The organism is Billgrantia hypersalina (assembly GCF_052584175.1).
Window position 1 is genome coordinate 317,189 of record NZ_JBMIQI010000018.1, and the last position, 26,278, is coordinate 343,466.

A 26,278-nucleotide genomic window follows, 5' to 3' on the forward strand; every position below is an offset into this window, starting at 1 on the left:
GTCTCGCCATAGCCTAGCGTACTGCGGGCCTCTTGATGCCAGGCTCGATTCCACGCCATCGGATGCAGACGCACGCCAACAGGGATACAATCGGAAGTCTGTTTTTCCTGGGAATATCAGAGCCGATATGTCGAACAACGCAAGCGCCCCGCGCAAGATCCTGGTCACCAGCGCCCTGCCCTACGCCAACGGCTCGATCCACCTCGGCCACCTTTTGGAGTACATCCAGACCGACATCTGGGTACGTTTCCAGAAAAGCCGCGGCAATGAGTGTCACTACGTATGCGCCGACGACGCCCACGGCACCGCGATCATGCTGCGCGCCGAGCAGGAAGGCATTAGCTCCGAGGCCTTGATCGAGCGCGTATCGAAGGAGCACCAGGCCGATTTCGCCACCTTCGGGGTCGCCTTCGACAATTATCACTCGACGCATTCCGACGAGAACCGCTACTTCAGTGAGCTGATCTATACCCGCCTGCGCGATCGTGGCCATATCGCCACCCGCGACATCGAGCAGATGTACGACCCGGTCAAGGGGCTGTTCCTGGCCGATCGCTTCATCAAGGGTACCTGTCCCAAGTGCAAGACCGCCGACCAGTACGGCGACAACTGCGAAGCTTGCGGCGCCACCTATACGCCCGCGGAGCTGATCGACCCGGTATCGGCGATCTCGGGCGCCACGCCCGAAGTGCGCAGCTCGACCCACTATTTCTTCAAGCTGCCGGACTTCGCCGACTTTCTGAAGCAGTGGACCCGCGGCGGCCACGTGCAGACCCAGATCGGCAACAAGTTGCAGGAGTGGTTCGAGTCGGGGCTCAACGAGTGGGACATCTCCCGCGATGCGCCCTATTTCGGTTTCGAGATTCCCGACGCCCCGGGCAAGTACTTCTACGTCTGGCTGGATGCTCCAATCGGCTACCTGGCCAGCTTCAAGAACCTGTGCGAACGCACCGGCATCGATTTCGACAGCTACTGGCGCAAGGAATCCGACGCCGAGGTCTATCACTTCATCGGCAAGGACATCGTCTATTTCCATGCGCTGTTCTGGCCGGCCATGCTGCATGGCGCCGACTTCCGCACGCCCACTGCAGTGAATTGCCACGGCTTCGTCACCGTCAACGGGGCCAAGATGTCGAAATCGCGCGGCACCTTCATCAAGGCCGCGACCTATGCCGAACACCTGAACCCCGAGTACCTGCGCTACTATTTCGCGGCCAAGCTCACGTCACGGGTCGACGATCTCGACCTCAACCTGGAGGATTTCGCCGCCCGGGTGAACGCCGACCTGGTGGGCAAGGTGGTCAACATCGCCAGCCGCTGTGCCGGCTTCGTCAAGAAGCTGGGTGACGGCCGGCTCTCCTCCCACTGCACCGAGCCGGAACTGGTGGCACGCTTCATCGCCGCCGGCGACACCATCGCCGAAGATTTCGAGGCTCGCGAGTTTGGCCGCGCGGTGCGCAAGATCATGGAGCTCGCCGACGAAGCCAACACCTACATCGCCGACAAGGAGCCCTGGGTACTGGTCAAGCAGGAAGGCCGTGAGCAGGAGGTGCTGGATATCTGTTCGGTAGGCATCAACCTGTTCCGTCAGCTGATGGTCTATCTGGCGCCGGTAGTGCCTGCCATGGCCGAGCAGGCCCAGGCGTTCCTCAAGCTCGCTTCGCTCGATTGGGCGAGCCGCCATGAGGTTCTGCTCGAGCACGAGATAGCCAAGTTCAAACCCTTGATGACCCGCGTCGAACGGGAGAAGATCGATGCCATGATCGAGGCTTCGAAGGAGGACCTGGTGGAAGAACAGAAACTCAAGGAGGCCGCCAAGGGACCGCTGGCCGACGATCCTGTCGCTGAGCAGATTGCCTTCGACGACTTCGCCAAGGTCGACCTGCGTATCGCCCGCATCGTCAAGGCCGACTACGTCGAGGGAGCCGACAAGCTGCTCCAGCTGACGCTGGACCTGGGCGGCGAGACACGTAACGTATTCGCCGGCATTCGCTCCGCCTATGCGCCGGAGGCACTAGAGGGCCGCCTGACCGTCATGGTGGCCAACCTGGCGCCGCGCAAGATGCGATTCGGCGTGTCCGAGGGTATGGTGCTGGCCGCAGGCAACGATGACGGTATCTACCTTCTCTCGCCGGATTCAGGCGCCGAGCCCGGCCAGCGCGTGAAATAATCCTCGCAACACCACGTACCGCTCGAGAGCACGGCTTCGGCCGTGCTCTTTTATTACCGTTCGGTCCCGTTTCGATTAAAGATTCATTTACCCCTGCCGACATTGAACTTAGGCGATCACCTGTTTTCGCATCGCTCTCCCCAATGCCGGTGGCGGCACTTGACACAGGCGCACTTCATGACCTCGACGTTCGGCTCACTGCGTAATCGCTTCCTCCTTTCGCTGTGTGCCGTGCTGTGCCTGGCCCTGCTTGCACTGGTCCTGGTCGCGCGCTTCCAGATCATGCCGATTCTGCTGGAAGACGAGGAGGCCTTCGCCAGCGCCGAGCTGGACCGCGCCGAGAGAGCCCTCGGCAGCGAACTCAACCATATGCGTCGTCTGGTCGAGGACTGGGCGTACTGGGATGACACCTACGATTTCGTTCGCGGCGAGCGCCCTGAATACGTCGACTCCAACCTCTACGAGGCAACACTCGAGACGCTCGACCTGCACATGATGTTCTTCCTCGCCGAGGATAATTCCCCCTACTGGATCGTGGGTTACGACGACAACGGCGAGTTCACTTCCTGCCCCGGCATGGCACCACCATGCGACTGGGCCGCCTCCACGGTCGACCTTCTGCGCCCCCAGATAGCACAAGGCCTGGAAGACGCCTCCCATACCATGATGCTGGCCCTGCCGGAGCTGGCTTTGGTCGGCCTGGCACCGATTCACCAGAGCCGCGAGGAAGCGCCTGCGGCGGGCTGGCTGGCCATGGTGAGACCGCTGAGCGAGCCGTGGATCGAGCAGTTGCGCGAAACCACCGGCATCCAGATGGAACTGAGCAGCGCAACGCGCCGCGACGGCCCCAGCGAAGCACTGGAACGGGTCTCACCGACGCACATGTCGGCCAGCCGATTCATACCGGCACTGCCCGACAGCAACGCCATACGCATCGACGCCCTGCTGCCACGCCAGCGGTACCAGGCAAGCCTGGAGACGTTCCGCTTTGCCCTGTACTGGACCAGCGGCGTGCTTATCGTCACGCTGCTCACCGTGCTGTGGCTGCTTGAGCGGATGGTACTCTTGCCCCTACGTCGTTTCGCGCGCTACACCCAGCGCCTTCATCGGGAAATGATAGCGCCGGCGATGCCGGAAAGCCTGGCGGCGCGTCAAGACGAGATCGGTACCTTGGCGCGCGAGTTCCGCCACCTGTTGGATCACCAGCGCAAGCAATCCGAGCTGCTGCTGGAAATGAGCCAGCACGATCCTCTGACTGGCGTGGCCAACCGTCGCCTGTTCGATGAGCGCTTCACCGAGACCATGAGCTTTCGCGGCTCACGCGAGCGTATAGCGGTCATGATGATCGATATCGACCATTTCAAGCTCTATAACGACCATTACGGTCACCAGGCCGGCGATGTCTGCCTGATGACCCTGGCGCAGTGCATGGAAGACGCTCTCAAACCCCACGGCTACCTCGTGGCCCGCACCGGCGGTGAGGAATTCAGCGTCCTGCTGCCCGGCACCTCGCTCGATGTCGCCCTTGACCATGCGCGTGCACTTCTGCATGCCATCAACGAGCTTCGCTTGCCTCACGAAGTCTCCCCGACCGGGGCCAGCGTGACGGTAAGCATCGGCGTGGCGGCCCACCAGCCGGATCTGACCTCACCGACCGACATCATGCGCGCCGCCGACCAGGCGATGTATCGGGCCAAGGCGAACGGTCGCAACCGGGTCGAGGCCTGCCAGCCTCTTGCCCAGCCTAGCCCCGTCGACCGCTAAGCCTTCCTGGCCCGACCGTGCTGGCCCAGCGGTATGCTCAGGCCAAGCCAGGGTTTATAATGTCGCGCCACGTTGATACCCGCAGCCCAACAGGAGCACAAGTGACGGCCGAGCCAGCGTTGATCGAGGCCATCGATGCCCTGCTGCCGCAAACCCAATGCGGCAAGTGCGGCCATGCGGGCTGCCGGCCCTATGCCGAGGCCGTGGCAGGCGGCGAGGCGATCAACCGCTGCCCGCCCGGCGGCGAGGAAACCGTCGCGCGTCTCGCCGAGCTGACCGGCCAACCGGCCCAGCCTCTGGAACAGCCGACCCAGCTTCCGCTGACCGCCGTGATTCGTGAAGCGGAGTGCATCGGATGCACCAAGTGCATCCAAGCCTGCCCGGTCGATGCCATCCTCGGCGCCAGCAAGCGCATGCACAGCGTGATCACCGCCGAGTGCACCGGCTGCGAGCTGTGCGTTGCGCCCTGCCCTGTAGACTGTATCGATCTGGTACCGCACCCCGAGTGGCAGGCCGCCAGCCATGAAGCCGAGCGACGAGCCTATCTGGCAAGGCGTGCCCGGCTGGGCCGTAAACGCCACCGGGCACGCCAGCAGCGGCTGGCCCGCCTGGAACGCCAAAGGCGACTGGAGCGTCAGCGTCGCAGGATACGGCAGGGCACGCGGACCTCTGCCACGAGCGCGGGCACCGGCCTGCAGCAGCGTCAGCGCCAGATGGCGGTGAAGGCTGCCCAGCAAGCGGTAAGACGGGCCCGACTGCAGCTCGAGAGCGCCCAGCGCCGCAACGACCCGGAGGCCTGCCGTCTGGCCGAGGGGCAGCTCGAGCAGGCCACTGCTTTGCTCGAGGAGGCTCGCGCATCGCTGGAGGCGAACTCGCCGCAAGGAACTCGACCCTCGCAATGAGCCCAATCCGTTCATGAATGCCCAGAAACGCTACGAGATTTTCGCCCGCCTGCGCGAAAACAACCCCGAACCGACGACGGAGCTGCACTGGGGCACGCCCTTCGAGCTGCTCACCGCCGTGCTGCTCTCCGCTCAGGCCACCGACGTGGGCGTGAACAAGGCCACCGCAAGCCTGTTCCCGGTGGCCAATACGCCGCAGGCCATCCTCGACCTGGGCCTCGGGGCCCTCAAGGAGCACATCAAGACCATTGGCCTCTACAATACCAAGGCCGAGAACCTGATGAAGACCTGCCGAATCCTGGTCGACAAGCATGGCGGCGAAGTACCGCCCACCCGGGCCGAGCTCGAGGCGCTGCCGGGCGTGGGGCGCAAGACGGCCAACGTGATCCTCAATACCGCCTTCGGCGAGCCCACCATTGCCGTGGACACGCATATCTTCCGCGTCTCCAACCGCACCCGCATCGCGCCCGGCAAGAACGTGGCCGAGGTCGAGCAGAAGCTGCTGCGTCACGTGCCCAGGGAGTTCCTTCGCGATGCTCACCACTGGCTGATCCTGCACGGGCGCTACACCTGCGTCGCCCGCCGGCCACGCTGCGGGAGCTGCGTGATCGAGGACCTTTGCGAATACAAGGAGAAGGTCGAACCGGCTTGAGCGCCAGTCACCGTGCCTCACGATGCGACTAATGAGGGCTTTGCATCGTTCGGCACAGTCGTGGACGATAAGCGGTAGATAATAATAACCCGAGCCGCACCATGCCGTTACACGAACGCCCCATCGAAGAGCGCATCGAAGCATTGCTCGCCCTGTCTCGCGCCCATGCCGATACCTTCTGCAGCCCCTCGGCGTGGCTGGCTCGCGAGCGTTACCTTGCCGCCCACCCTACCCGCATTTTGGCCTTGAAATGCATGGACGGTCGGATTCATCTCCCCCACGCCACCCAGACCCCGCTGGGGATCATCACGCCCTTTCGTAATCTCGGGGGAATCTTCCACCTGGGCTGGCCCTACCTCGGCGAGATGCTGACGGAAGCGGTCGACGATGCGATCCATGGCGGCCATGGTGTACTGCTGATCATCAGCTACCATTTTTCCCGCGGTGACCGAGCCCGAAGCTGTGCCGGTTTTGCCTGCGACACGCAGGCTGCGATGGCGCATGCCAACGAGATCCGCGAGCAGGCCGAGCGGATCTTCGGCCGGGACCGCCGCAACGTCTATCCCCTCGTGTGCGGCTTCGAGACCGATAGCGATGCGCTGATCCTTCATGGTGCCGAGGACACAACGCTCGACATCGGCCAGCTCGAGCCCGACGCGCTGGGTGACCTCGAGCGCCGCGTTGCCGGCCTATGCCCCGACATGCCTGCTGACATCCGCCGCGATCTGCTGCCTTTGCTTCAGGGCAATCGTCGCCATGTCGATTCGCTGCGAGGCACCGCCCGGGCATTGGATATCGAGCACCGCGAATGGGTCATCTGCATCGGCCGGGGCTTCGATTTTCTTCATCTGCCCAACACGGCATTGATCGTCGGCCCCTACAGTCCTGACCTTTCCGAGCCCATCGCCACGGCAGCGGCCATTATCGAGGCGAACATGAAGGCCGGACGCATCCCAGACGACGGTTTCCTGCTGCTGGCCTCGACACCCTTCGAAGCGATCGGCGTGGATCGCGCTCGCGCCGAGCTCAAGTCGCGCTTCCTGTCGGAATTCGCGGCACGCGTCATCGCTAAAGCCCACCCTCGGCTCGCCGCACGGATGCTCTCGCGTACCGCTGTGGTGCATTGGCCCAGCCGCCGACTGGATCTTCTCGAACACGCTTGACCGGGGAAACCATGAACTTGTTCAAGATTCTGATGCTGCCACCCACTCTCAACGTGCTGCTGGTGCTGCTCGGCCTATTGCTCGGCCCGAAACGATTACGAGGTGCCGCATTGATCGTGCTGGGGCTCGCCGGGCTATTACTGCTGGCCACGCCGTGGGCCAGCCACACCCTGCGCCAGGGGCTGGAGCCCTATTCGCCGCCGGCACGCGCCCAACTGGAAAGCGCCGAGGCTATCGTCATCCTGGGCGGTGGCCGTGACTACGTTGCACCGGAGTTCGGCTGGGGCGATGCGCCGGCCAATGCTACCTGGCGACGCTTGGCCTACGGCGCCCTCCTGCATCGTCATAGCGAGCTGCCGATTCTGGTCAGCGGTGGCCGCGTACACGGCGAGGACGCCGCCGAGGCCAGCCTGATGGCGGCCGCCCTGCACGACGTCTTCGACGTGCCGGTCCGCTGGCGAGAAGGCGAGAGCCGTACCACCACTGAAAATGCCCGCCTCAGTGCCGACATCCTCCGCACGGAAGGCATTACACGCATCGCGCTGGTGTCGCAGGCATGGCACCTGCCGCGCGCCGTTGCAGCGTTCGAGGCACAGGGAATCGCGGTGGTGCCCGCTCCTACCGACTTCACCAGCCCGGCGCCCGAAGGGCTCGAGGCCTGGCTGCCCCGCGCCTACCACCTCAATCAAAGCACACGGGCGCTGAACGAGTGGCTGGGCCGCGTAGCCTTGCGGCTGCGTGACTGGCTGCCCTAGGCGTCTAGAAACCGGCCTGCTCGAGCCGGTAGGCAAGATCTTCCAGGATGGGGATGCCCTGAACGTCGCTCGGCAACAGCGGCAGCCGCGGTCGAGGCAGATGAGCGAAATGCTGGTCGATGCGCGCCAGGTAGGAGGCCTCCTGCTCGCGCCGGGCACGCAGGAAATCGCCGTCGGCTTCGTCGGGTATCACCCGATTGACCAGGGTACCGGCCACGGGGATGCTAACCTCCTCAAGGGCTTCGACGGCACGCACCGTCTCGAGGATCGGCAGCCGCTCGGGGGTCATCACGAACAGGAAACTCGACTCCTCAGCATTTTCAATGCGCCGCCGGGCACGATGGAACAGCCTGCGCCTCTCGATCAACGTTCGTGCCACGCCTTGGGTTCGCTCGTCGAGATCATTGAGGGGGTCCTCGCGGGGGTCGTCGAAAGGCGTGGCCACGTCTCGGCCACGCTTGGGCGTCAGGTGAGAGAGAACCTTGCCCAGTTCCTCGGACTTGCGATTGTGCGCCAGCAGGCCATCGACCCAGGCCGCCATGGCTTCGGGCAGGGTCAGCAGACGCAAGGTGTGACCGGTGGGTGCGGTATCGAAGATCACCAGGTCGTAAGGCGCGCCATCATCCGTGACGATGCGAGACAGCCGCTCCAGCAGGGCGGCCTCCTGGGCGCCCGGCGATTGGCGGGTCAGGCGCATCTGGCGCTCGAGTTCCTGCATCATCTCGGGGGCGGCGTAGCGGCGCATCTGCTCCGTGACGCGAGCCAGGTGGGCCTCGACCTCGGCGTCGGGGTCGATCTCCATGGCGTCCAGGTTGGGCAGCATGCGCCGTGGCACATCGCCCAGCTCACGGTCGAAGACATCCCCGAGGCTGTGGGCCGGATCGGTGGAAACCACCAGCACGCGGCGCTCGCGGCGTGCCGCCAGCACCGCCAGCGAGGCAGCGACCGTGGTCTTGCCCACGCCACCCTTGCCACCCACCCAGAGCAGGCGTTTGTCGAGTAACTGTTTCATGTCATTTCATACCCTACTGGCATGGCGAGCATTGTGGCCCGGCTACTAACAACACCTGAAATGCTCCAGAGGCGAGCGCTCCATCCCCATGCGCCGATGCCAATCGTGAAAGCGTTCGAGCAGCAGCGGCTGCAGCTCCAGCGTGTAATAGGCGGCGGGATTGGGCACCCCCATCATTTCAGAGAATACCAGCAGCATGAATAGGTCGTCCTCGTCGCGCCGTGCGCGGGCGATGGCGCCGCGATAGCGCGCGCTATAGAACTCCTCGGCGACGAAACGGGCCTGGCTCAGCCAGGCCCGAATGCGTTCGCGACGAGCGTCCTGCGCCTTGTCACGATTGTCTCGCATTGCTGTCTCCGTCGTTACTCCTGCTTGGCCATCTGTGCCCGGGAGCGCTTGAGCGCCGAGGCACATTCCATGGCCACCAGAATGGCAGCGATCAAGACCACGATATCAACGAACAGCAGGAAGTAGTTGCCTTCGTTGAAGAAGGTCCGCAGCTGGATGAGCAGCGCGGCGATGGTCATCACCAGCAGGAAGCACAGCGGCGCCAGGGTGTACCACATGGGGCGGCGCTGGCGCACCAGCATGACCGTGACCACCAGCAGCGTCAGGCCCGCCAGCAGTTGGTTGGTAGTGCCGAACAGCGGCCAGATGATCATCCCACCGGTGCCGTCGGCACCGCCCGCACCGAAGGCGAGCAACAGACAGCTGCCCACGGCCAGCAGCGTCGCCGGCACGTTCTTGGTCATCCACCTGAGATTATAGATCTCGCCCCACTCCTGAAAGATGTAACGCTGCAAGCGCAAGCCGGTATCCATGGTGGTGCCGGCAAAGAGGGCCGCCATCACGGTGAGCAGGGTCGCCGCGGTGGCTTCGGGCAGGCCGAGGCCGTTGTGGATCATGTAAGCGCCGCCCTCGACGAAGGCATTGACGCCGCCGGCGCCGAAGGCGGTGTAGACGGCCTGCCAGTCAGCAAAGGTGGCGAAGCCTGCGGTGGCGGCCAGGATGGCCGCAAGGGCCAGCATGCCCTCGCCCACGGCACCGAAGTAGCCGACGAAGCGAGCGTCGGTTTCCTTGTTGAGCTGCTTGGAGGTGGTGCCGGATGATACCAGGCCATGAAAGCCGGAGATGGCGCCGCAGGCGATGGTGACGAACAGCAGCGGCAGCATCGACGGAGTACCCGCCGGCAGGTCGCCGTTGACCATCGGTGCGACCACGCTGGGGTTGAGCAGCACGATGGCGCCATAAAGCACGATCAAACCGATGAACAACTGCAGGCCATTGATGTAGTCCCGCGGCTGCAGCAGAACCCACACCGGCAGCATCGAGGCGATGGCGGCATAGCCGAACAGGATCAGGATCCACACGGCATTGCCCGAAAGGGCGCCCACCTCGGCCGGCATCTGGAGCGGCACCGAAGGGCCGATGAAGATCAGGACATACAAGGCGATGACGCCGAGGATCGACACGACGGGCAGGCTCAGGATACGGCGGTAGATCAGCTGACCGATGATCAACGCGACCAGAATGGCGCCCCACACCGGCACCACGGCGCTGGAGAAGTTCATCATCAACCCGGCGATGACCACGGCAAAGACCGCATTGACCATCAACAGCACCAGGAAGATGACGATCATGAAGATGCTGCGCGCCCGGGCGCCCACCACGTCGCCGGTCAAGGCGCCGACGGACTTGGCCTTGTTGCGCACACTGGCCCAGATGGCGCCGGAATCGTGTACGCCGGCAAAGAATACGGTGCCGAGCACGACCCACAGGAAGGCTGGCAGCCAGCCCCAGATGACGGCGATGGCAGGCCCGACGATGGGCGCGGCACCCGCCACCGAGGTGAAGTGATGCCCCCAGAGGATATAACGGTTGGTCGGCACGAAGTCGACGCCGTCCTCGAATTCGTGGGCGGGGGTCTTGAAGTCGGGATCCAGGCGGTAGATCTTCGCGGCAATGAAGCGGGAGTAGAAGAAATACCCCGCGGCCATCCCGGCAAGGCCTAGAACCAGCAGGACGATAGCACTCATTCTGGTCAGCTCCATTTTGAGGAAGGGTCCTTATCTTTCTTATCGGCTCGCATGTTACGCGAAGCGTCGGATCTGCAGCTCGCTTGGCTCTGCACGGCAAGGATGCGCAGAGCGAAAGGGCAAGTCCAATCGGGACTGTGGTTTATCAGCAAATCTCGACCAAAGTCGAACCAACTTCCTCATCATGCCAGCCCCAGCCGGCACTGAGCCGATTTCATGCTGACAGGTACTGGTCCAAGGTCTTACTGTCACAAGCGCGACGTCACGTTACGCTGCCGTAAAATGCCCCGCCATGAAGGATACCCCCTCATGCAAGAGATTCTGCTGCAACTCGCCATGGCCGGTGCTTTCGGAGCCTTCATCGGCATGCTGTTCCGCGTGACACGCAAACCGGGCCAGGCACGCGCCTTCATGTTCACCCTGGTGGGCCTGGCCGCCGGCCTTACCGCCTACCTGATCTTCTTCGTGCTGAGCCGCACCACAGGCGCACCGCCCTGGCTGCTGCCGCTGCTGGTATTGCTGCAGGTCTGGCTGTGGCTCGGCCCGCTGGGGCCCAAATTCTGGCGGCTCGAGAAGGACGGCAACGAACCGCGCTGAGAAGAAAGGCTGCCCGTCGTTGCCGTAATGAGCCCGCCCCTCATGCCACTTCTGCCAAGGTCGTCTTTGCCGCCCTTGCCATGCGCACTAGACTGAAGATCAACAACATACAAGTTCCGCAAGGAGTAGCGAATGGCCAAGGTACTGGTGGTGGACGATGAGCCCAATATCGTCCTTTCGCTGGAGTTCCTCATGCAGCAGGCCGGTTTCGACGTGACGACGGCCGTCGATGGCGAAGGCGCCCTGGCCGCGATCGAAGAGGCACCGCCCGACCTGATGCTGCTCGACATCAGCCTACCCGGGATAAGCGGCTTCGATGTGCTGGAGCAGCTGCGCCACGACCCCCGACACGCCCGCCTTCCCATCATCATGCTCACGGCGCATGGTCGTGAGGTGGAACGCGAGAAAGGGTTGGCCCTGGGCGCCGACGACTACGTGACCAAGCCCTTCTCGACCCAGGCGCTTGTCGAGAAGGTCAAATCCCTGCTGGCCGAGGACGCCTGATGCTGGGGCGCAAGCTGCCCAAGCGCCAACGCCTGATCGGCCTCTGGTTGCTGCTCAGCGGAGTCAGCCTGCTGGGAGGTGCCATCTTCGCGGCCTGGCTCGACAGCCTGTTCCAGCCTCAGGGTCTGGCTCGCCTCGTTCTCTGGCTCGGCTGTTTTTCGGGCGGAGGTACCATCTTCCTGGTGGGCTTGCTGCTCGAGCGCATGCTGTTCACCCCGCTGCGTCATCTCCAGGTCCAGCTCGCCAGACTTGTCGCCAACCCTGACGCTCGCGACGACTATCCTCCTGAAGGTTGGCTGCGTGGCCTGGGCCCCGACCTGATGCGTGTGCGCGAAGCCTGGCGCAGCGATCGTACCCGCCTTGCCACGGCGCATGCCGAAGGCGCACGCAGCGCCGCTCGCATTCGCCAGGAGCTCGAGACGCTGCTCCAGGTTCTCGATACGCCGCTGCTGCTCTGCGATCATCACCGCCGCATGCTGCTGTTCAACCAGGCGGCCGAAAGCCTGTTCGACAATCATCCGGGCCTTGGGCTGGGTAAGCGCCTGGACGCCCTCCTTCCGGTATCAAGCCTGCAGGATTCCCTGGGCCAGCTGCCGGAAGATGGCTCGCCGCGCGAACTCCTGATGCCGTGCGACGAGCGCTGGCTGCACGTGGTCATGCGTCGGGTGCCCCAGAGCAATGGCGAGACGCTGTTGACGCTGGCCGATGCCACCACCACCTGGAACAGCGAGATGGGGGTTCGCGCCAGCATGGCCGAACGCATTGCCCCGCTGCGCCAGCACGGTGCGAACCTGGCCAGTGCCGCCGAGGCACTGAGCAGCGTTCGCCATGCCCGGCACATCGACGATACCCTGCGCCAACGCCTGGAAGCGGTCATTGAAGAGGAGAGTCATGCGCTGGGCAACGAGATCGAAGGGCTCGGTAGCCTGATCGAGGACATGCAGCAGCAGGGCGAACGGCTGGCGCCGCTGTGGTCCAACGACCTGTGGCGGTCGCTCAACGAACGCCTCGCCGACAGCCACATCGAGGTGCTTCCCATCGGCATGCCGGCCTGGTTCAAGGGCGATGCGCCCGCGCTGCTGGTCATGCTGGAGGCCCTGCTGGTACGCCTGGGCGAGGAAACCGGCACAACGCAATTCGAAGGCGAGATCCTGCTCGGCAATCGCCGCGTCTATCTCGACCTGATCTGGCCCGGCGAACCACTGCCACAGCGCAAGCTGGCGGTGTGGGCCGAACAGCGGCTCGAGACGCTTCCCCTCTCACCTCGGATCGGCGACCTGCTGAGGCAGCACGCCAGCGACGCCTGGAGCGTGGCCGACGCTGATGACCGTCACGCCCGCCTGCGCCTGCCATTGCCCGCCATGGATCGGGTCGGTGCGCCGCCCGACCAGCTCCCGCCGCGCCCTGAATTCCATGACTTCGGCATCGCCGACCTGCCGCCTCCCGACGCCGAGCTGGCCCGCTGCCCGCTGCGTGCCCTCGAGGTGGTGGCATTCGACACCGAAACCACAGGTCTGGAGCTGCGCCGCGGCGACACGGTCATCAGCCTCGGTGCGTGTCGCATCGTCAATTCCCGCCTGCTGGCAAGCGATGTCTTCGACGTACGTGTCGACCCCGGCAAGCCGATCCCGCCCGCCAGCACGGCGATCCACGGCCTCACAGACGACGACGTAGCCGGCGCCCCGCCGCTGCCCGTCGTGCTGCCGCGATTTCGCGACTATATCGGCGATGCCGTATTACTGGCCCACAACGCGGCTTTTGACCTGCTGGCGTTGCAAGCCCCCGGAACCGGCACCACGCTCGACATGCCGGTACTCGACACCCTGCTGATTTCCCGTGCGCTGGACGAGAGCCTGGACGGTCACGATCTGGATACCCTCGCCGAGCGCTACGACCTCAGCTTTCCGCCCGGCACACGCCATACGGCACTGGGGGATGCACGGGTGACGGCCGAACTCTGGCTGGCACTGCTGCCCAGGCTAGAGGCACGCGGTATCGAGACCCTGGAGCAGGCGCTGGCACTGCAGGCCACCGCCCTCGACAGGGAGGACGCCTGCACATGAACGCCTCCCGCGTTCGGGCCCGGCTGGTCGCCTTGATCGGCCTGACGGCCCTGCTCTTCTCGCCGCCGCTGGTCGTGATTTTCGATCGTCCGCCTGAGGCCGGGCTCTCGTGGTTGCCGCTCTACCTGTTCGCAGTCTGGCTACTGGTCATCGGCCTCGCTGCCTGGCTCATGGAGCGCCGGTGGGAGGACGGTTGAGGCGATGAGAACCGACTCGGTCGTGCTGACGGTCGCGTTCGGCTATCTGGCGCTGCTGTTCGTGATCGCCGCCTGGGGCGACCGGCGAGCCGAGCGTGGCCGCTCGGTAATCGGTTCGCCGACGGTCTACGCGCTCTCCATCGCCGTGTACTGCACCGCCTGGACCTTCTACGGCAGCGTGGGACGCGCGGCGGAGTTCGGCCCCAGTTTCCTGCTGATCTATCTCGGTCCGACGCTGGCCATGCTGATGGCGCCGCTGTTGATTCGCAAGATGGTGCGTATCGCCAGCACGCAGCGCATCACCTCCATTGCCGACTTCATCAGTGCCCGCTACGGCAAGAGTTCAAGCCTCGGCGCACTGGTGGCCTTGATCGCCCTGATCGGCGTCACGCCCTATATCGCCCTGCAGCTCAAGGCGATCACCCTCAGCCATGCCGTGCTGGTCAACTACCCGGAAGCGACCGATTTTCGCCTGGCCGAGGAGAACTTCTGGGTCGACAAGTCGTTCTGGGTCGCGCTGGTGCTGGCGATTTTCATCATCCTGTTCGGCACCCGCCACCTGGATGCCAGCGAGCGCCACGAAGGCATGGTCGCAGCCATCGCCTTCGAGTCGCTGGTCAAGCTGGTGGCCTTCCTCACCGTGGGCGTGTTCGTTGTCTTCGTGTTGTTCAACGGGCCCGGCGATCTGTTTCGCCAGGTAGCCGCCGCTCCCGAGCTGGCCGGGGCCCTGGGTCTTGCATCGGTGCCAGGCGGCGCCATTGGGTGGGTCGGCACCCTGGCGCTCGCCTTCCTCGCCTTTCTGACCCTGCCCCGACAGTTTCAGGTGCTGGTCGTGGAGAACGTCGACGAGCGACACCTGAAGCGTGCCAGCTGGCTGTTTCCGCTCTACCTGGTGGCGATCAACCTGTTCGTGATACCTATCGCCATGGCCGGCCTGCTGCTGCCGATGGGCAACAGCGACCCCGACAGTTTCGTGCTCACCCTGCCACTCTCCGCCGGCATGGAAGGCATACCGCTACTGGTCTTCATCGGCGGACTCTCGGCGGCCACCGGCATGGTGATCGTCGAGACCATTGCGCTTTCCACCATGGTCAGCAACCAGTTGATCATGCCGCTGCTGCTGCGATCCCGGCAGCTGCACCTGAGTTCGCAAGGCGAGCTTGCCGGCTGGCTGCTGGGGATCCGTCGGGTGGCGATCATACTGATCCTGCTGCTGGGCTACCTCTACCACGCCTTGATCGGCGACTCCTACAGCCTGGTGACCATCGGCCTGGTGTCGTTCGTCGGTGCCGCCCAGTTCGCACCGGCCATGTTGATCGGCATGTACTGGCGCGGTGCGACTCGGGCCGGCGCGACCCTGGGTCTGCTTGCGGGTTTCGTCATCTGGATCTACACGCTGCTGTTGCCGGGTTTCGCCCAGTCGGGCTGGCTGGATGCCAGCTTCCTCGAACGGGGGTTGCTGGGCCTGGCGTGGCTACGCCCCTACGCCCTGTTTGGCCTGGAGGGCTCCGACATCTACAGCCACGCACTGTTGTGGAGCCTGCTGGCCAATGTCGGACTGCTGGTCGGCGTCTCGCTGTTTACCCGCCAGAGTCCGGTGGAACAGACCCAGGCGGCACTATTCACCGAGGCCATGAATCCCGAACTCCAGCACACCTCGCTGTGGCGCGGCCAGACCACCCTAGGCGAGCTCAAGAGCCTGCTCCATCGCTACCTCGGTGCCACGGCCACGGCACGGATACTGGCCGATCCTTCTGGCACCCAGGCCGACGATGCCCCCGCGACGCCCACCCTTATCGCGCGCGCCGAGCGAGCCCTGTCGGGAGCCCTGGGCAGCGCGTCGGCGCGGGTGCTGATCAATTCGGTGGTACGCGGCGAGGCGCTGGACCTGGAATCGATCCTCAGCATCCTCGATACCACGTCGCAGACGCTCGAGTACAATCGCCGCCTGGAACAGAAATCCAACGAGCTGGCACGCATCGGCGAGGAGCTTCGCGCGGCCAACGAGCGGCTGCGAGAGCTCGACCGCCTCAAGGATGAATTCGTTGCCATGGTCAGCCATGAGCTGAGAACGCCACTCACCTCGATCCGCGCGTTCGCCGAGATCCTGCGCGACGCCACGGAGCTGCCGGAGGAGAAGCGCCTCCATTTTCTCGAGGTTGTCGTGCTGGAGAGCCAGCGCCTGTCGCGCTTGATCGAGGAAATCCTCGACCTGGCACGGCTGGAGAGCGGACGGCTGACGCTCAACCCCCAGCGTCTCGACCTGGTGGCCCTGATACGCCACAGCGTGGATGCCGTCCACCGGTTGCAGGAGGATCGCGGCGTGGCGCTGGAGGTTGACCTGGAACTCGACGAAGCACCGGTAATCGGCGACCCAGATCGCCTGGAGCAAGTCGTAATCAACCTCCTCGACAACGCCGGTAAGTTCGCCGCTGACGAAGCCCCTCGCGTACGCCTCCACCTGGCCCGCCACAAGCACAACTTCCGGCTCAGCGTGGAGGACAACGGGCCGGGGATCGTGACGGACGAGCGTGAGCGTGTGTTCGAGAAATTCCACCAGATAAAGCGCTACGGTGAAGCCGGCGACAAGGCCCGCGGGCGTCCGCGTGGTAGTGGCTTGGGCCTGCCGATCAGCCGCGGCATTGTCGCCCACTTGGGCGGCAGGCTATGGGTCGACGACGCGCCCACGCTCAATGGCGCCTGCCTGGTCATGGAACTGCCCGAGGCGCCTGCCGACTCCGGGCTGGACGGGTAATGCAGGGGGGAACTAGGCACTACCTGCCGCTGCCACCCTGGGCCGCCCTGACCAGGCCTCGAATGACTTGCATGTCGTGGCGCAGCAGCAGGCGCTGGTCATCCTCCAGGCCTGTCATATCGATCCAGCCGTCGGCGATACCGCCCGCTTTCAGGCTTGCCAGCTGTGCCGTCAGCAGGCGCTCCTGCAGGCGTTCCAGTGCCGCGATGCCGGCCCTCGCCTGACGGGGCCCGAGCGCTTCCTTCACCACTAGCGCCGTCAGTCTCGAGCGGGTATCGGGGACACTTACGCCATGGCGCAGCGCCATCAGACGCACCGCATTGACCAGTGGCAGCAGTCCCCGGCGCTTGAGATCGAGGGCATTCGCGTGTGGTGCCCCTTCATCGCCTCCCGAAAGCCGGCCGAAGCGGTCCAGCGCCACGGGCAGCTCATCGAGCAACTGCGCCATTTCGTCCAGGAACAAACCGGCCCGAGGCATGAGCCGTGCGACGTGACCGGCCAGCTCCTCGGCCAGGCCGGCGTCGCCATAGGCCGGATGGAAGTCGAGCAGGATATTGCTCTGCTGGACGCGCTTCACCCGGCGCTCCTGAGTCCACAGCGAAAGCTGCTCGCGCCACTCCGAGAGACGCTTGCGCCACATCGGCCAGCGCGCCATGACATGGCCGTGACACAGGGGGATGCCAGCCTCATCCAGGCGGTCGGTGAAACGCTCCCCCAGGGCCTGGAAGAAGCCGTCGACCTCGTTATGGCGCGAGTCGGGGTAGTCGGCCACGATCATGGCGTTATCCTGATCGGGCGCCAGCAGGCTTTCGTGGCGTCCGGCGGAACCCAGTGTGAGCACGCAAAACGCGACCGGCGGTTTGCCCCACCCTTGCCCCTGCATTTCGTTGAGCGAGAGCTGGATGGCACGGCGATAGAGCATCTCGTTGTGGTCACTGATCAGCTGGCTAATACGCCATGCCGGCAGGTCGAGTCGCTCGAGGGCCTCGACCAGCTGCGGCTGCCAGGCGTGTGCAGTGGCCATGTCGGGGGCCGGACCCAGCATGTCCAGTGCATCGCACAGGGGGGCCAGCAACGTAGCCGGTTCCGGCAGGCTGTTGCCGGCGAAGAGTTCGCGCCAGGGTGAGGCCCGATGAAGGACTTGCATGTCGTGTCGTCAGCCCGACTTGAACATGTCGTCGCCGATCTGGTCGATGAAGCGCTGCGCCTTGCTCACCATCAGTTGGTCGCAGGCCTCGCGGCCCGGCACCAGGTCGGAGCGCTCGAAGCGGTGCTCGAGAAGCTCGCCAGCCGCCCCCTCCTTGCGAATCCAGCCGCTGACGCGATACTGGCCGCCCTGCTCGGCCGGTTCCGAGACGATCTTGTAGCCGTTGTACTCCACCGGCTCGGCAGCCTTGGCGTTGCCCGGCTTGGCGTCACCGCCACCGAACAGCCCGCCCAAGAATTTCTTCAGCATTGTTCTCTCCTCGAGCTTGCAAACGAGAGCGCCGGCCCTTGGCCGGCGTCGACGAAGACATCGATAAGGGAACGCCTGATTTATGTCGCGAGCGAAGAGAGGTTGGCCGCCACCGGAGCACAGTACCGAGCGAAGCGACAAACAGCCGTAGGCTGGCCCCGGAGGGGCGAGAAGCCGAAGGCTGCGAGTCAACCGGAGCCTATGCGGTACTAGGTGGATTTCGACCGGACTCGCGCACGAGCACCGCTGGCGGCCAGCTCTTCACACAAAACTCGAGTACAGCAATAAATCAGCGTTTCCTTAGCTCTGCTGGCGGCCCTTCCCGGCCGCAATACGCAGACGCAGGGCGTTGAGCTTGATGAAGCCCTCGGCATCCTTCTGGTTATAGGCGCCGGCATCGTCTTCGAAGGTGGCAATCGACTCGTCGAACAGCGACTGCTCCGACTTGCGTCCCACCACGGTGGCGCTGCCCTTGTAGAGCTTCATGCGCACCACGCCGGAAACGTTCTTCTGGGTTTCGTCGATGGCGGCCTGCAGCATGCGGCGCTCCGGACTCCACCAATAGCCGTTGTAGATCACCTTGGCGTACTTGGGCATCAGCTCGTCCTTCAGGTGCGCCTCCTCGCGGTCGAGCGTGATCGACTCGATGGCGCGATGGGCACGCAGCATGATGGTACCGCCCGGGGTCTCGTAGCAGCCGCGGGACTTCATGCCGACATAGCGGTTCTCGACGATGTCGAGACGGCCAATGCCGTTGTCGCCGCCCAGCTTGTTGAGCGTCTCGAGCACTTCGTGGGGCTTCATCGCCTTGCCGTCGATAGCGACGATATCGCCCTGCTCGTAGGTCAGCTCGACATAGGTGGGCGAATCCGGCGCGGCTTCGGGCGACACGCTCCAGCGCCACATATCCTCCTCGGCCTCGGCCCAGGGGTCCTCGAGAATACCGCCCTCGTAGGAGATGTGCAGCAGGTTGGCATCCATGGAGTACGGCGACTTTTTCTTGCTCTTGGAGAAGTCGACGGGAATGTCGTGCTGCTCGCAATAGGCCATCAGCTTCTCGCGGGAGGTAAGATCCCACTCGCGCCACGGCGCGATCACCTTGACGCCGGGCTTGAGCGCATAGGCGCCCATCTCAAAGCGCACCTGGTCGTTGCCCTTGCCGGTGGCGCCGTGGGAAATGGCATCGGCGCCGGTCTCGTTGGCGATCTCGATCAGGCGCTTGGCGATCAACGGACGCGCGATGGAGGTACCCAACAGGTACTCGCCTTCGTAGATGGTGTTGGCGCGAAACATCGGATAGACGTAATCGCGCACGAACTCCTCGCGCAGGTCTTCGATATAGATTTCCTTGACGCCCAGTGCCTGGGCCTTGGTGCGTGCCGGCTCGACTTCCTCGCCCTGACCGATGTCGGCGGTAAAGGTCACCACCTCGCAGCTGTAGGTTTCCTGCAACCACTTGACGATGACGGATGTGTCCAGGCCGCCGGAGTAGGCAAGCACGACCTTCTTGACATCGGACATTCGGGGCTCCTCTCAGGTAAACGTCACAAGAGGGAAAGTATAGCGTGGCTGTCGCCCGGCGAATACCGGCGGCAGGACGTATCGCGGCCGAACTGATAGACTTTTTGCCCATGAGAGCCGGCCCGGCCTCGCCGCTCGTCGCATGAAAGGCGACGTTTCCGGCCATGAGACGAAGAGAGACACATGATGAGGAGAGGCGCATGAGCGAGGCGATCACTCGCGAGTTGATGGCCCAGCGGTTTCGCAGTTTCCTGCCGGTGGTGGTGGACCTCGAGACCGGGGGGTTCAACCCGGAACGCGACGCCATACTCGAGATCGCCGCCGTGACGCTCAGCATGGATCCGGAGGGCAACCTGATGCCGGATGCCACCTATGCCTACCATGTGCAGCCGTTCTCAGGGGCCAACGTCGAGCAATCGGCGCTGGACTTTACCGGCATCAAGCTCGACGACCCGCTGCGCCAGCAGGTCGCCCTCTCGGAAGCCGAAGCGCTCGGGGAAATCTTTCGTCCGGTACGCAAGGCCATCAAGGCCCACGGTTGCACCCGTGCGGTGCTGGTAGGCCACAACGCCGCCTTCGACCACGGCTTCCTCAATGCCGCGGTCAACCGCTGCGGCATCAAGCGCAATCCCTTCCACCCCTTCTCCAGCTTCGATACCGCCAGCCTGGCGGGACTGGTCTACGGCCAGACGGTGCTGGCGCGAGCATGCCGCGCGGCGGGCATTGCCTTCGACAATCAGGAGGCGCACTCGGCGCGCTACGACACCGAACGCACCGCGGAGCTGTTCTGCGCCATCGTCAACCGCTACAAGGATCTGGGGGGGTGGGCGCTGGCGCAGCGCGAGCAGGGCCTCGAAGATCTCTAGAGGCCAATCGGCTCAGTCGGAATCTCCAGGCCCCGCTGCGTCACGCTCAATGGCGGGTGCCGGTATCCTGCTCCCAGCCCGCGGGCATATCGAGATCGTTCTCGCCATCGGCGGAACCGCCGACGCCGGGCTTGTCGATGATCTGAACGGAGCTGGCTTGTAGGCCCTCGTCACCCTCATTGGGCTCGAAGCGTACCCGGGTACCCACGGTCAGCCGGTCGAAGTCGCTGTGCATCACGGCATTGCGGTGGAAGTAGTACTCCTGTCCGCTGATGCTCTTGAGGAAGCCGTAGCCGTCCTTATCGAAAATCCGCACGACGGTCGCCACCGGGGGCAGCGGTTCGTCGTTGTGCTGCTTGACCTTGCCGTCGCGTTTGGCCGTCTGCTTCTTGAGCTGCTTCTCCATCGCCTCGAAGGCATTGCGAATGATGGGACGCAGCTGAACCTGGGGATCGGTGACCTTGTCGCTCTTTTCGGCCACGAGCTCGCCCTTGGCCGGCAGGGTAACCTCGACGAGCGCTCGATAGGGGTTGCCAGTTCTATGGGGGTTCTGGGTCTGCTCGATGACGACCCGGCAGGAAACGATGTCGCGATTGTAGTGCTCGAGCTTGGCCACGCGCGACCTCACGTATTCGTCAATCCATTCGGAGCGTGACACATGCTGGTAAGTGATTTCCAAGGGTGTCTGCATGCTGAACTACCTCCCTGCCTTGAAGCTTCCTTAGCCTGAATCCATTTCCGGCCTTCAAGAACCAGCGTGGTAGCCTGCGAGGTCTATTTCAATCATCCTTGAGCGGGCATTTGGTGTCACTAAGTAACTTCAGTGTTGTCCTCCCCAAAAGACACAAGGCCCGCGAGCCGAAGCTCACGGGCCTTGAGAGGACATGTCTTACGACGTGAAATCAGGCGTCACCGCCCTCTTCCTTGGCCTTGGCGCGTGCCGCCGCGTCCTTGATCAGTTTTTCAAGCTCGCCGCTCTGGTGCATCTCGGCCACGATGTCGCAGCCGCCTACCAGTTCGCCTTCCACCCACAGCTGAGGGAAGGTCGGCCAGTTGGCGTACTTGGGCAGCTCGGAACGAATGTCGGGGTTATCCAGCACGTTGACGAAAGCGAAGCGCTCGCCACAGGACATAAGGGCCTGTACCGTCTGAGCGGAAAAACCGCACTGCGGCAGCTGCGGCGAACCTTTCATGTAGATCAGAATGGGGTTTTCGCTGATCTGGCGCTGGATGTTCTCGATGGTAGTGCTCATGTGCGCTCCCTTTGGATCGTGGTGCCGAGGCCGCCGGATGAAAAATACCCGAGCGCGGCACTCGGCCTTTTACTCATGGCCCCATTCTACTGATGAGGAGCGAATTGCGCATCCCCCACAGGCTGGATAGGATGGTGGTTTTTTCGCGCGGAGAGATCGCCATGGCGACACGCCATTTTCTGACCCTGCTGGATCTGAGTCCCGAAGAATTGCACTACCTCATCCAGCGCGCCATCACGATCAAGAACCGCCTGCGTGCCCAAGGGCCGACCTACGCCCCGTTCACCAACCGCACGCTGGCGATGATCTTCGAGAAATCCTCCACGCGTACCCGGGTCTCCTTCGAGACAGCCATGGCCCACTTCGGGGGTCATGCGCTGTTCCTCTCGCCGCGCGACACTCAGCTCGGGCGCGGCGAGCCGATCGAGGATACCGCACGAGTGCTCGCTGAGATGGTCGATATCGTCATGATCCGTACCTTCTCCCATGCCGGCCTCGAGACGTATGCGGGTGCCAGCACGGTGCCGGTGATCAACGCGCTCTCCGACGATTACCACCCCTGCCAGCTGCTGGCCGACGTGATGACATGGACCGAGCTGCGCGGCAGCGTACGCGGACGCACGGCGGTATGGATCGGTGACGGCAATAACATGTGCCATTCGTGGATCAACGCCGCGCGCCAGTTCGACTTCCAGCTGCGTGTCTGCTGCCCCGAGGGCTATGAACCGCGCCGGGACATCCTCGACGCCGCAGGTGACCGGGTCGCCCTGCTTCGAGACCCCGCCGAGGCGGTGGCCGGGGCCGATCTGGTAACGACCGATGTCTGGGCTTCGATGGGCCAGGAAGAGGAGCAGGCCAGGCGCGAGGCGGATTTCGCCGGCTTCCAGGTCAGCGAGGCACTGCTCGATCTCGCCAAGCCCGATGTTCTTTTCCTGCACTGCCTGCCCGCCCATCGCGGCGAGGAGATCAGCGAGACCCTGCTCGACGACCCGCGCGCGGTCGTCTGGCAGGAAGCCGGAAACCGCCTGCATGCCCAGAAGGCGCTCATCGAATTCCTGCTGCTGGGCCGGGTCGACCACTGACCCTCTTTTCCGCTGCTGCGCCGGGATTCAATGCCCGGCGTTGCAGCGCCGAGCCTCGAGCTGTTCACGGAGTTCCCCCGCTGGCAGTGGACGACCGAACAGGTAGCCCTGGAAGGCATGGCAACCCTGATGTTCCAGCCAGTCGCGATGTTCCCGAGACTCCACACCCTCTGCGATCACCTCAAGCCCAAGGTTGCGTCCCAGGTCGATGATCGAGGCACAGATCACCGCATTGGCGCTATCCTCGAACAGCGGGCGCACGAAAGACTGGTCGATCTTGAGCTGGTCGAGCGGCAGGCGGTTGAGATAGCTCAGCGACGAGTAGCCAGTTCCAAAGTCATCGAGGGCGAAGCGCACGCCGAGCGCCTTGAGGCACTGCATGGTATCGCGCACGGCGTCCGGCTGTTCCATGAACAGGTTCTCGGTCAGCTCCAGCTTGAGCCGTGTCGGATCGGCCCCGGTCCGTTCGAGAATCGTTCCCAGCCGGTCAACGAAGTCGGGCTGCTGGAACTGCATCGGGCTGATATTGACGGCGATGCTCAGGTCCGCGGTTTGCGACCTGTTGGCCCACTCGACTAGCTGACGACAGGCCGTCTCCAACACCCATTCTCCAATCGAGATAATCAGGTAGCTTTCTTCGGCAATGGCGATGAAATCGTAGGGCGTCACCATGCCGTACTCCGGATGTTGCCAGCGCAGCAGCGCCTCGACTCCGGTCACTTCGCCTTGTCGGTCGACCTGAACCTGACAATAGAGCTGCAACTCGTCGCGCCGCACCGCCTGACGCAGATCGCTCTCGAGGATTGCCCGACGCATGGCCTCTGCCTGCATGCTGGGGTCAAAAAAGCGCCAGGTATTGCGGCCGGCCTGCTTGGCCTGGTACATCGCCATCTCGGCCTGCTGCAGGCAGGCCTCAGCATCTTCGGCACCATCATTCAACAGAGTTACACCGATACTGCCCGACAGCAGATGGCGTCGCTCTCCGAGTCGGCAGGGTTCGGCCAGCATCGCCAACAGCCGAATCGCGATTCGTTCAGCCTGCTGAGAGGCAGCCATGATCGTTTCACCCAGCCTCTCGGCCAGAATGACGAACTCGTCTCCTCCCAGTCGGGCCACCAGCTGGATATCACGGCTTGCTTCGCCGATGCGACCGGCCATGATCCGCAGCAACTCATCGCCCGCCTGATGGCCCAGAGTGTCGTTGACCTGCTTGAACCCGTCCAGGTCGACGAACATCAGAACGCCTTGCCGCTCATGGCTATCAGCGCTCTGCATGGCCTGGGTCAGACGGTCGATCAGCATGCGCCGGTTGGGCAATCCCGTCAGCGGGTCGTAGAATGCGAGGCGATGCGCTTCCTGTTCGGCGGCGCGGCGCACCGAGATATCGCTGAGCGTCGCCACGTAACTGCTGACATGGCCGGTCTTGTCCCGTACCGCACTGATCGTGACCCATTGGGGATAGGTATCGCCGTTCTTGCGCCGGTTCCAGACCTCACCCTGCCAACTGCCATGCTCCCGGATGCTATCCCACATTGAACGATAGAAGTCGGCATCATGCCGTCCTGAGTTGAGTATTCTCGGGTTCTTGCCCAGCACCTCCCCGGTGGTATAACCGGTGATGCGTTCGAAGGTGGCGTTCACCTTGCGAATGGCGCCGCCGGCATCGGTGATGAACATACCCAGATGAGTATCGAATGCCAGGGCGGCGATTTGGAGTTCTGGCTGAAGGGATTCGTTGAGCCGATGCAGGGCCTTATCGCTCTGGTGTAACTCTCTTTTGGTATGCGCCAGCAGCATTCCCAGCAGTCCAGCAAACAACCATCCAAGCATGAGCGGCAGTCCTATAGGTGTTAGAGGCCAAGCTAGGCAGCCTAGCCTTGATGAAGCAGCAGCTCGACACGGCGGTTGGAGGCCCGCCCCTCCATTGTTGCGTTGCTCTCCAGCGGCCGTGTCTCGGCATAACCTACCGCCCGCATCCGCGCGGCAGGAAGGCCAAGCTCAGTGAGATAGCGCAGCACGGCAATGGCCCGCCCCGAGGAAAGTTCCCAGTTGGAGGGGAAGCGCGAGGTGGCGATGGGGAGGCTGTCGGTATGCCCTTCCACCGAGATATCGCCCTCGAACGTCTCGAGAACGTCTCGCAGACGGCTCAATACCTCTCGCCCTTGCGCGGTGAGTATCGCTTGCCCACTGTCGAACAACAGATTGTCGTCTATGCGCAGGATAATGCCCTGCTGCCCCTCGGCCACGCTGACCCCCTCGATGGCAAGCCCCGGGAAGCGCGGCTGCAAGCCATCGTGGCGCGGTTTGAGGCCCGCCCCTGCCACCATGCGAGCCGCGGCTTCGGCCTGCGGTGAGACAAGGGCTACGGCTTCGCCGCCGTGCCGGCTGCCCTGGATAGCCAGGCCGTTGCCGGCCAGCGAGAGCAACAGCACGAACAACGTGATGAGCAGCGTCAGCACGTCCAGGTAGCTCACCAGCCAGCTTTCTCCCTCGCCGTCGCCAACCTCGGGGGGAGCCAGCATGTCGCGCATGCTGCGATCAAGCATTCTGCGCCTGCTCGTCGGAATCGCCGCGCCTGGCCACTTCAGGGTCGCGGATCTCATCGTGGTAGCTGGCGACGAAGGAGTTGAGTGTTTCTTCGATGAAGGACGGCAGGCGTCGCTTGGTGATCAGCGATATCCCCTCGAAGACCATGTTCATGGCGATCAAGCGCTCCTCGGTCCGCCGTTCGAGTTTCACGGCAATCGGCTTGAATACCAGATTGGCTAACAGGATGCCGTAGAAAGTGGTGAGGAGAGCTACGGCCATGCGCGGTCCGATCACGTGCAGATCGCCCGACTCCATCACCTCCAGCATGTTGACCAGCCCCACCAGGGTACCGATCATGCCGAAGGCGGGCGCATAGGTCGCCATGGTACGAAAGATCTGCGCCTCGGCATGCTCCCTTGCCTTGAGCCGGGCGATTCGCCAGCGCAGCAGGTCGAAGATCTCATCTTCCTTGGTATTCGCAATAACCAGTTGGATACCGGTACGAAGGAAGGGGTTGCGCGCCTTTTCCAGCGCTGCCTCCACGGCACGCACATCGCCCTTGAACCAGAGTCGGGATATGTCCACCAGCTCCTTGATATCGTCGCGCATATAGGTGTTCTCGCGCCGGAATACCAATCCCACCAGACGCACCACCCGGACGACTTCCTTCAGCGGATAACTGATGAACGTTGCCGCCATGGTGCCGGCCAGCACTATGGCAAGGCCCGGCAGGTTCAAGAAACTCTGGGGCGATTCTGCGGTGAAGAACAGTACGCTGACCAGCAACACGATGCTGGCGAACATACCGATAATGGTTGATGGATTCATTCGGGCTCCTGTGATGCAAGGCATCGAGTCTAGCGGAAAAGATCGGCAACATAAGCGGTCACTTTAGCGATGACTTGATATTGCCGTTGGGTCATTGATTCAGATCAAGTTTTGTACATAGCTTAAGTTCCCCGCCCAGCGGCCGATACGGAAGATAGGGTTCTGACCGGCGG

At 63.6% G+C, this 26,278-nt stretch carries 24 protein-coding genes; 13 read left to right on the forward strand and 11 right to left on the reverse strand.

All coding sequences use genetic code 11. From position 1 onward, the window contains the following. Nucleotides 1-127 precede the first annotated feature (127 nt). The 6 genes from metG (at nucleotide 128) to ACOJCM_RS16020 (ending at nucleotide 7,406) form a co-directional block, all read left to right on the forward strand. A complete protein-coding gene (gene metG / locus ACOJCM_RS15995) occupies nucleotides 128-2,170 on the forward strand; it encodes a methionine--tRNA ligase (RefSeq protein ID WP_445213065.1) in 2,043 nt (680 codons plus the stop codon). Nucleotides 2,171-2,347: 177 nt separating this feature from the next. Further along, the gene (locus ACOJCM_RS16000) at nucleotides 2,348-3,934 is read left to right on the forward strand and encodes a diguanylate cyclase domain-containing protein (RefSeq protein ID WP_445213066.1); all 1,587 of its coding nucleotides are present in this window, start codon (nucleotides 2,348-2,350) and stop codon (nucleotides 3,932-3,934) included. A 101-nt stretch (nucleotides 3,935-4,035) separates the two neighbouring features. After that, nucleotides 4,036-4,836: an RnfABCDGE type electron transport complex subunit B gene (locus ACOJCM_RS16005; protein ID WP_445213067.1), complete on the forward strand. Its 801-nt coding sequence runs from the start codon at nucleotides 4,036-4,038 to the stop codon at nucleotides 4,834-4,836. Between the two features lie 13 nt (nucleotides 4,837-4,849). Continuing rightward, nucleotides 4,850-5,488 carry an endonuclease III gene (nth, locus tag ACOJCM_RS16010; protein WP_445213068.1) on the forward strand — a complete coding sequence of 213 codons (639 nt, stop codon included), beginning with the start codon at nucleotides 4,850-4,852 and terminating at the stop codon, nucleotides 5,486-5,488. A gap of 101 nt (nucleotides 5,489-5,589) precedes the next feature. After that, nucleotides 5,590-6,651: a hypothetical protein gene (locus tag ACOJCM_RS16015; RefSeq protein WP_445213069.1), complete on the forward strand. Its 1,062-nt coding sequence runs from the start codon at nucleotides 5,590-5,592 to the stop codon at nucleotides 6,649-6,651. A gap of 11 nt (nucleotides 6,652-6,662) precedes the next feature. After that, nucleotides 6,663-7,406: a YdcF family protein gene (locus ACOJCM_RS16020; RefSeq protein WP_445213070.1), complete on the forward strand. Its 744-nt coding sequence runs from the start codon at nucleotides 6,663-6,665 to the stop codon at nucleotides 7,404-7,406. A 4-nt stretch (nucleotides 7,407-7,410) separates the two neighbouring features. Here ACOJCM_RS16020 and ACOJCM_RS16025 read toward each other — a convergent pair whose 3' ends face one another. Genes ACOJCM_RS16025 through ACOJCM_RS16035 form a run of 3 tightly spaced genes read right to left on the reverse strand, consistent with a single transcriptional unit; the run spans nucleotide 7,411 to nucleotide 10,454 of the window. Next, a complete protein-coding gene (locus tag ACOJCM_RS16025) occupies nucleotides 7,411-8,418 on the reverse strand; it encodes an ArsA family ATPase (RefSeq protein ID WP_445213071.1) in 1,008 nt (335 codons plus the stop codon). 45 nt (nucleotides 8,419-8,463) lie between these two features. Continuing rightward, the gene (locus ACOJCM_RS16030; protein ID WP_445213072.1) at nucleotides 8,464-8,766 is read right to left on the reverse strand and encodes a cory-CC-star protein; all 303 of its coding nucleotides are present in this window, start codon (nucleotides 8,764-8,766) and stop codon (nucleotides 8,464-8,466) included. Nucleotides 8,767-8,780: 14 nt separating this feature from the next. Next, nucleotides 8,781-10,454 carry a carbon starvation CstA family protein gene (locus ACOJCM_RS16035; protein WP_445213073.1) on the reverse strand — a complete coding sequence of 558 codons (1,674 nt, stop codon included), beginning with the start codon at nucleotides 10,452-10,454 and terminating at the stop codon, nucleotides 8,781-8,783. 309 nt (nucleotides 10,455-10,763) lie between these two features. On the opposite strand from ACOJCM_RS16035, the gene ACOJCM_RS16040 reads away from it, so the two are divergent. The 5 genes from ACOJCM_RS16040 to ACOJCM_RS16060 all read left to right on the forward strand — a co-directional run bounded on the left by ACOJCM_RS16040 (nucleotide 10,764) and on the right by ACOJCM_RS16060 (nucleotide 16,570). After that, entirely contained in the window at nucleotides 10,764-11,051 is a 288-nt protein-coding gene (locus ACOJCM_RS16040; RefSeq protein ID WP_445213074.1) for a hypothetical protein, read from the forward strand. A gap of 132 nt (nucleotides 11,052-11,183) precedes the next feature. Continuing rightward, entirely contained in the window at nucleotides 11,184-11,555 is a 372-nt protein-coding gene (locus tag ACOJCM_RS16045) for a response regulator transcription factor (protein ID WP_445213075.1), read from the forward strand. After that, nucleotides 11,555-13,618, forward strand: coding sequence for an exonuclease domain-containing protein (locus ACOJCM_RS16050; protein ID WP_445213076.1), 2,064 nt, complete (start codon nucleotides 11,555-11,557; stop codon nucleotides 13,616-13,618). The genes ACOJCM_RS16045 and ACOJCM_RS16050 overlap by 1 nt, the downstream gene beginning before the upstream one ends. Then, the gene (locus ACOJCM_RS16055; protein WP_445213077.1) at nucleotides 13,615-13,815 is read left to right on the forward strand and encodes a hypothetical protein; all 201 of its coding nucleotides are present in this window, start codon (nucleotides 13,615-13,617) and stop codon (nucleotides 13,813-13,815) included. The genes ACOJCM_RS16050 and ACOJCM_RS16055 overlap by 4 nt, the downstream gene beginning before the upstream one ends. A gap of 4 nt (nucleotides 13,816-13,819) precedes the next feature. Then, complete coding sequence (locus ACOJCM_RS16060; RefSeq protein WP_445213078.1) at nucleotides 13,820-16,570, forward strand: ATP-binding protein; 2,751 nt, start codon at nucleotides 13,820-13,822, stop codon at nucleotides 16,568-16,570. Nucleotides 16,571-16,589: 19 nt separating this feature from the next. Here the strand turns inward: ACOJCM_RS16060 and ACOJCM_RS16065 are convergent, their stop codons facing one another. The 3 genes from ACOJCM_RS16065 to ACOJCM_RS16075 all read right to left on the reverse strand — a co-directional run bounded on the left by ACOJCM_RS16065 (nucleotide 16,590) and on the right by ACOJCM_RS16075 (nucleotide 19,547). After that, nucleotides 16,590-17,717: a DUF294 nucleotidyltransferase-like domain-containing protein gene (locus ACOJCM_RS16065; RefSeq protein WP_445213079.1), complete on the reverse strand. Its 1,128-nt coding sequence runs from the start codon at nucleotides 17,715-17,717 to the stop codon at nucleotides 16,590-16,592. A gap of 9 nt (nucleotides 17,718-17,726) precedes the next feature. Continuing rightward, the gene (locus tag ACOJCM_RS16070; RefSeq protein ID WP_445213080.1) at nucleotides 17,727-18,026 is read right to left on the reverse strand and encodes an HlyU family transcriptional regulator; all 300 of its coding nucleotides are present in this window, start codon (nucleotides 18,024-18,026) and stop codon (nucleotides 17,727-17,729) included. A gap of 300 nt (nucleotides 18,027-18,326) precedes the next feature. Next, entirely contained in the window at nucleotides 18,327-19,547 is a 1,221-nt protein-coding gene (locus ACOJCM_RS16075) for an argininosuccinate synthase (RefSeq protein ID WP_445213081.1), read from the reverse strand. Between the two features lie 200 nt (nucleotides 19,548-19,747). Here ACOJCM_RS16075 and rnt point away from each other — a divergent pair, with 200 nt between their 5' ends. Beyond that, nucleotides 19,748-20,413, forward strand: coding sequence for a ribonuclease T (gene rnt, locus ACOJCM_RS16080; protein WP_445213082.1), 666 nt, complete (start codon nucleotides 19,748-19,750; stop codon nucleotides 20,411-20,413). A 46-nt stretch (nucleotides 20,414-20,459) separates the two neighbouring features. Here the strand turns inward: rnt and ACOJCM_RS16085 are convergent, their stop codons facing one another. Further along, nucleotides 20,460-21,104 (reverse strand): HPF/RaiA family ribosome-associated protein, encoded by a 645-nt coding sequence (locus ACOJCM_RS16085; RefSeq protein ID WP_445213083.1) that lies wholly within the window; start codon nucleotides 21,102-21,104, stop codon nucleotides 20,460-20,462. Between the two features lie 211 nt (nucleotides 21,105-21,315). Beyond that, nucleotides 21,316-21,666 (reverse strand): Grx4 family monothiol glutaredoxin, encoded by a 351-nt coding sequence (locus tag ACOJCM_RS16090; protein WP_445213084.1) that lies wholly within the window; start codon nucleotides 21,664-21,666, stop codon nucleotides 21,316-21,318. A gap of 161 nt (nucleotides 21,667-21,827) precedes the next feature. Between ACOJCM_RS16090 and argF the strand changes: the two genes are divergently transcribed. Next, nucleotides 21,828-22,748, forward strand: a complete 921-nt coding sequence (argF, locus tag ACOJCM_RS16095) for an ornithine carbamoyltransferase (protein ID WP_445213085.1) — start codon at nucleotides 21,828-21,830, stop codon at nucleotides 22,746-22,748. Nucleotides 22,749-22,775: 27 nt separating this feature from the next. On the opposite strand, the gene ACOJCM_RS16100 is transcribed toward argF, so the two are convergent. The 3 genes from ACOJCM_RS16100 to ACOJCM_RS16110 are packed head-to-tail and all read right to left on the reverse strand — an operon-like array spanning nucleotide 22,776 to nucleotide 26,105. Continuing rightward, nucleotides 22,776-24,578, reverse strand: coding sequence for a putative bifunctional diguanylate cyclase/phosphodiesterase (locus ACOJCM_RS16100; RefSeq protein ID WP_445213086.1), 1,803 nt, complete (start codon nucleotides 24,576-24,578; stop codon nucleotides 22,776-22,778). A gap of 41 nt (nucleotides 24,579-24,619) precedes the next feature. Continuing rightward, on the reverse strand, nucleotides 24,620-25,294 hold the full coding sequence (locus ACOJCM_RS16105) for an OmpA/MotB family protein (protein ID WP_445213087.1): 675 nt from the start codon (nucleotides 25,292-25,294) through the stop codon (nucleotides 24,620-24,622). Then, entirely contained in the window at nucleotides 25,287-26,105 is an 819-nt protein-coding gene (locus ACOJCM_RS16110) for a motility protein A (RefSeq protein WP_445213088.1), read from the reverse strand. Before ACOJCM_RS16110 ends, ACOJCM_RS16105 begins: the two co-directional genes overlap by 8 nt. Between the last annotated feature and the right edge of the window lie 173 nt (nucleotides 26,106-26,278).

Bases quoted from the DNA above. Each gene is read 5' to 3' on its own strand.
- metG (WP_445213065.1), top strand. From the start codon at position 128: ATGTCGAACAACGCAAGCGCCCCGCGCAAGATCCTGGTCACCAGCGCC.
- ACOJCM_RS16000 (WP_445213066.1), top strand. From the start codon at position 2,348: ATGACCTCGACGTTCGGCTCACTGCGTAATCGCTTCCTCCTTTCGCTG.
- nth (WP_445213068.1), top strand. From the start codon at position 4,850: ATGAATGCCCAGAAACGCTACGAGATTTTCGCCCGCCTGCGCGAAAAC.
- ACOJCM_RS16015 (WP_445213069.1), top strand. From the start codon at position 5,590: ATGCCGTTACACGAACGCCCCATCGAAGAGCGCATCGAAGCATTGCTC.
- ACOJCM_RS16020 (WP_445213070.1), top strand. From the start codon at position 6,663: ATGAACTTGTTCAAGATTCTGATGCTGCCACCCACTCTCAACGTGCTG.
- ACOJCM_RS16025 (WP_445213071.1), bottom strand. From the start codon at position 8,418: ATGAAACAGTTACTCGACAAACGCCTGCTCTGGGTGGGTGGCAAGGGT.
- ACOJCM_RS16030 (WP_445213072.1), bottom strand. From the start codon at position 8,766: ATGCGAGACAATCGTGACAAGGCGCAGGACGCTCGTCGCGAACGCATT.
- ACOJCM_RS16035 (WP_445213073.1), bottom strand. From the start codon at position 10,454: ATGAGTGCTATCGTCCTGCTGGTTCTAGGCCTTGCCGGGATGGCCGCG.
- ACOJCM_RS16040 (WP_445213074.1), top strand. From the start codon at position 10,764: ATGCAAGAGATTCTGCTGCAACTCGCCATGGCCGGTGCTTTCGGAGCC.
- ACOJCM_RS16045 (WP_445213075.1), top strand. From the start codon at position 11,184: ATGGCCAAGGTACTGGTGGTGGACGATGAGCCCAATATCGTCCTTTCG.
- ACOJCM_RS16050 (WP_445213076.1), top strand. From the start codon at position 11,555: ATGCTGGGGCGCAAGCTGCCCAAGCGCCAACGCCTGATCGGCCTCTGG.
- ACOJCM_RS16055 (WP_445213077.1), top strand. From the start codon at position 13,615: ATGAACGCCTCCCGCGTTCGGGCCCGGCTGGTCGCCTTGATCGGCCTG.
- ACOJCM_RS16060 (WP_445213078.1), top strand. From the start codon at position 13,820: ATGAGAACCGACTCGGTCGTGCTGACGGTCGCGTTCGGCTATCTGGCG.
- ACOJCM_RS16065 (WP_445213079.1), bottom strand. From the start codon at position 17,717: ATGCAAGTCCTTCATCGGGCCTCACCCTGGCGCGAACTCTTCGCCGGC.
- ACOJCM_RS16070 (WP_445213080.1), bottom strand. From the start codon at position 18,026: ATGCTGAAGAAATTCTTGGGCGGGCTGTTCGGTGGCGGTGACGCCAAG.
- ACOJCM_RS16075 (WP_445213081.1), bottom strand. From the start codon at position 19,547: ATGTCCGATGTCAAGAAGGTCGTGCTTGCCTACTCCGGCGGCCTGGAC.
- rnt (WP_445213082.1), top strand. From the start codon at position 19,748: ATGAGCGAGGCGATCACTCGCGAGTTGATGGCCCAGCGGTTTCGCAGT.
- ACOJCM_RS16085 (WP_445213083.1), bottom strand. From the start codon at position 21,104: ATGCAGACACCCTTGGAAATCACTTACCAGCATGTGTCACGCTCCGAA.
- ACOJCM_RS16090 (WP_445213084.1), bottom strand. From the start codon at position 21,666: ATGAGCACTACCATCGAGAACATCCAGCGCCAGATCAGCGAAAACCCC.
- argF (WP_445213085.1), top strand. From the start codon at position 21,828: ATGGCGACACGCCATTTTCTGACCCTGCTGGATCTGAGTCCCGAAGAA.
- ACOJCM_RS16100 (WP_445213086.1), bottom strand. From the start codon at position 24,578: ATGCTTGGATGGTTGTTTGCTGGACTGCTGGGAATGCTGCTGGCGCAT.
- ACOJCM_RS16105 (WP_445213087.1), bottom strand. From the start codon at position 25,294: ATGCTTGATCGCAGCATGCGCGACATGCTGGCTCCCCCCGAGGTTGGC.
- ACOJCM_RS16110 (WP_445213088.1), bottom strand. From the start codon at position 26,105: ATGAATCCATCAACCATTATCGGTATGTTCGCCAGCATCGTGTTGCTG.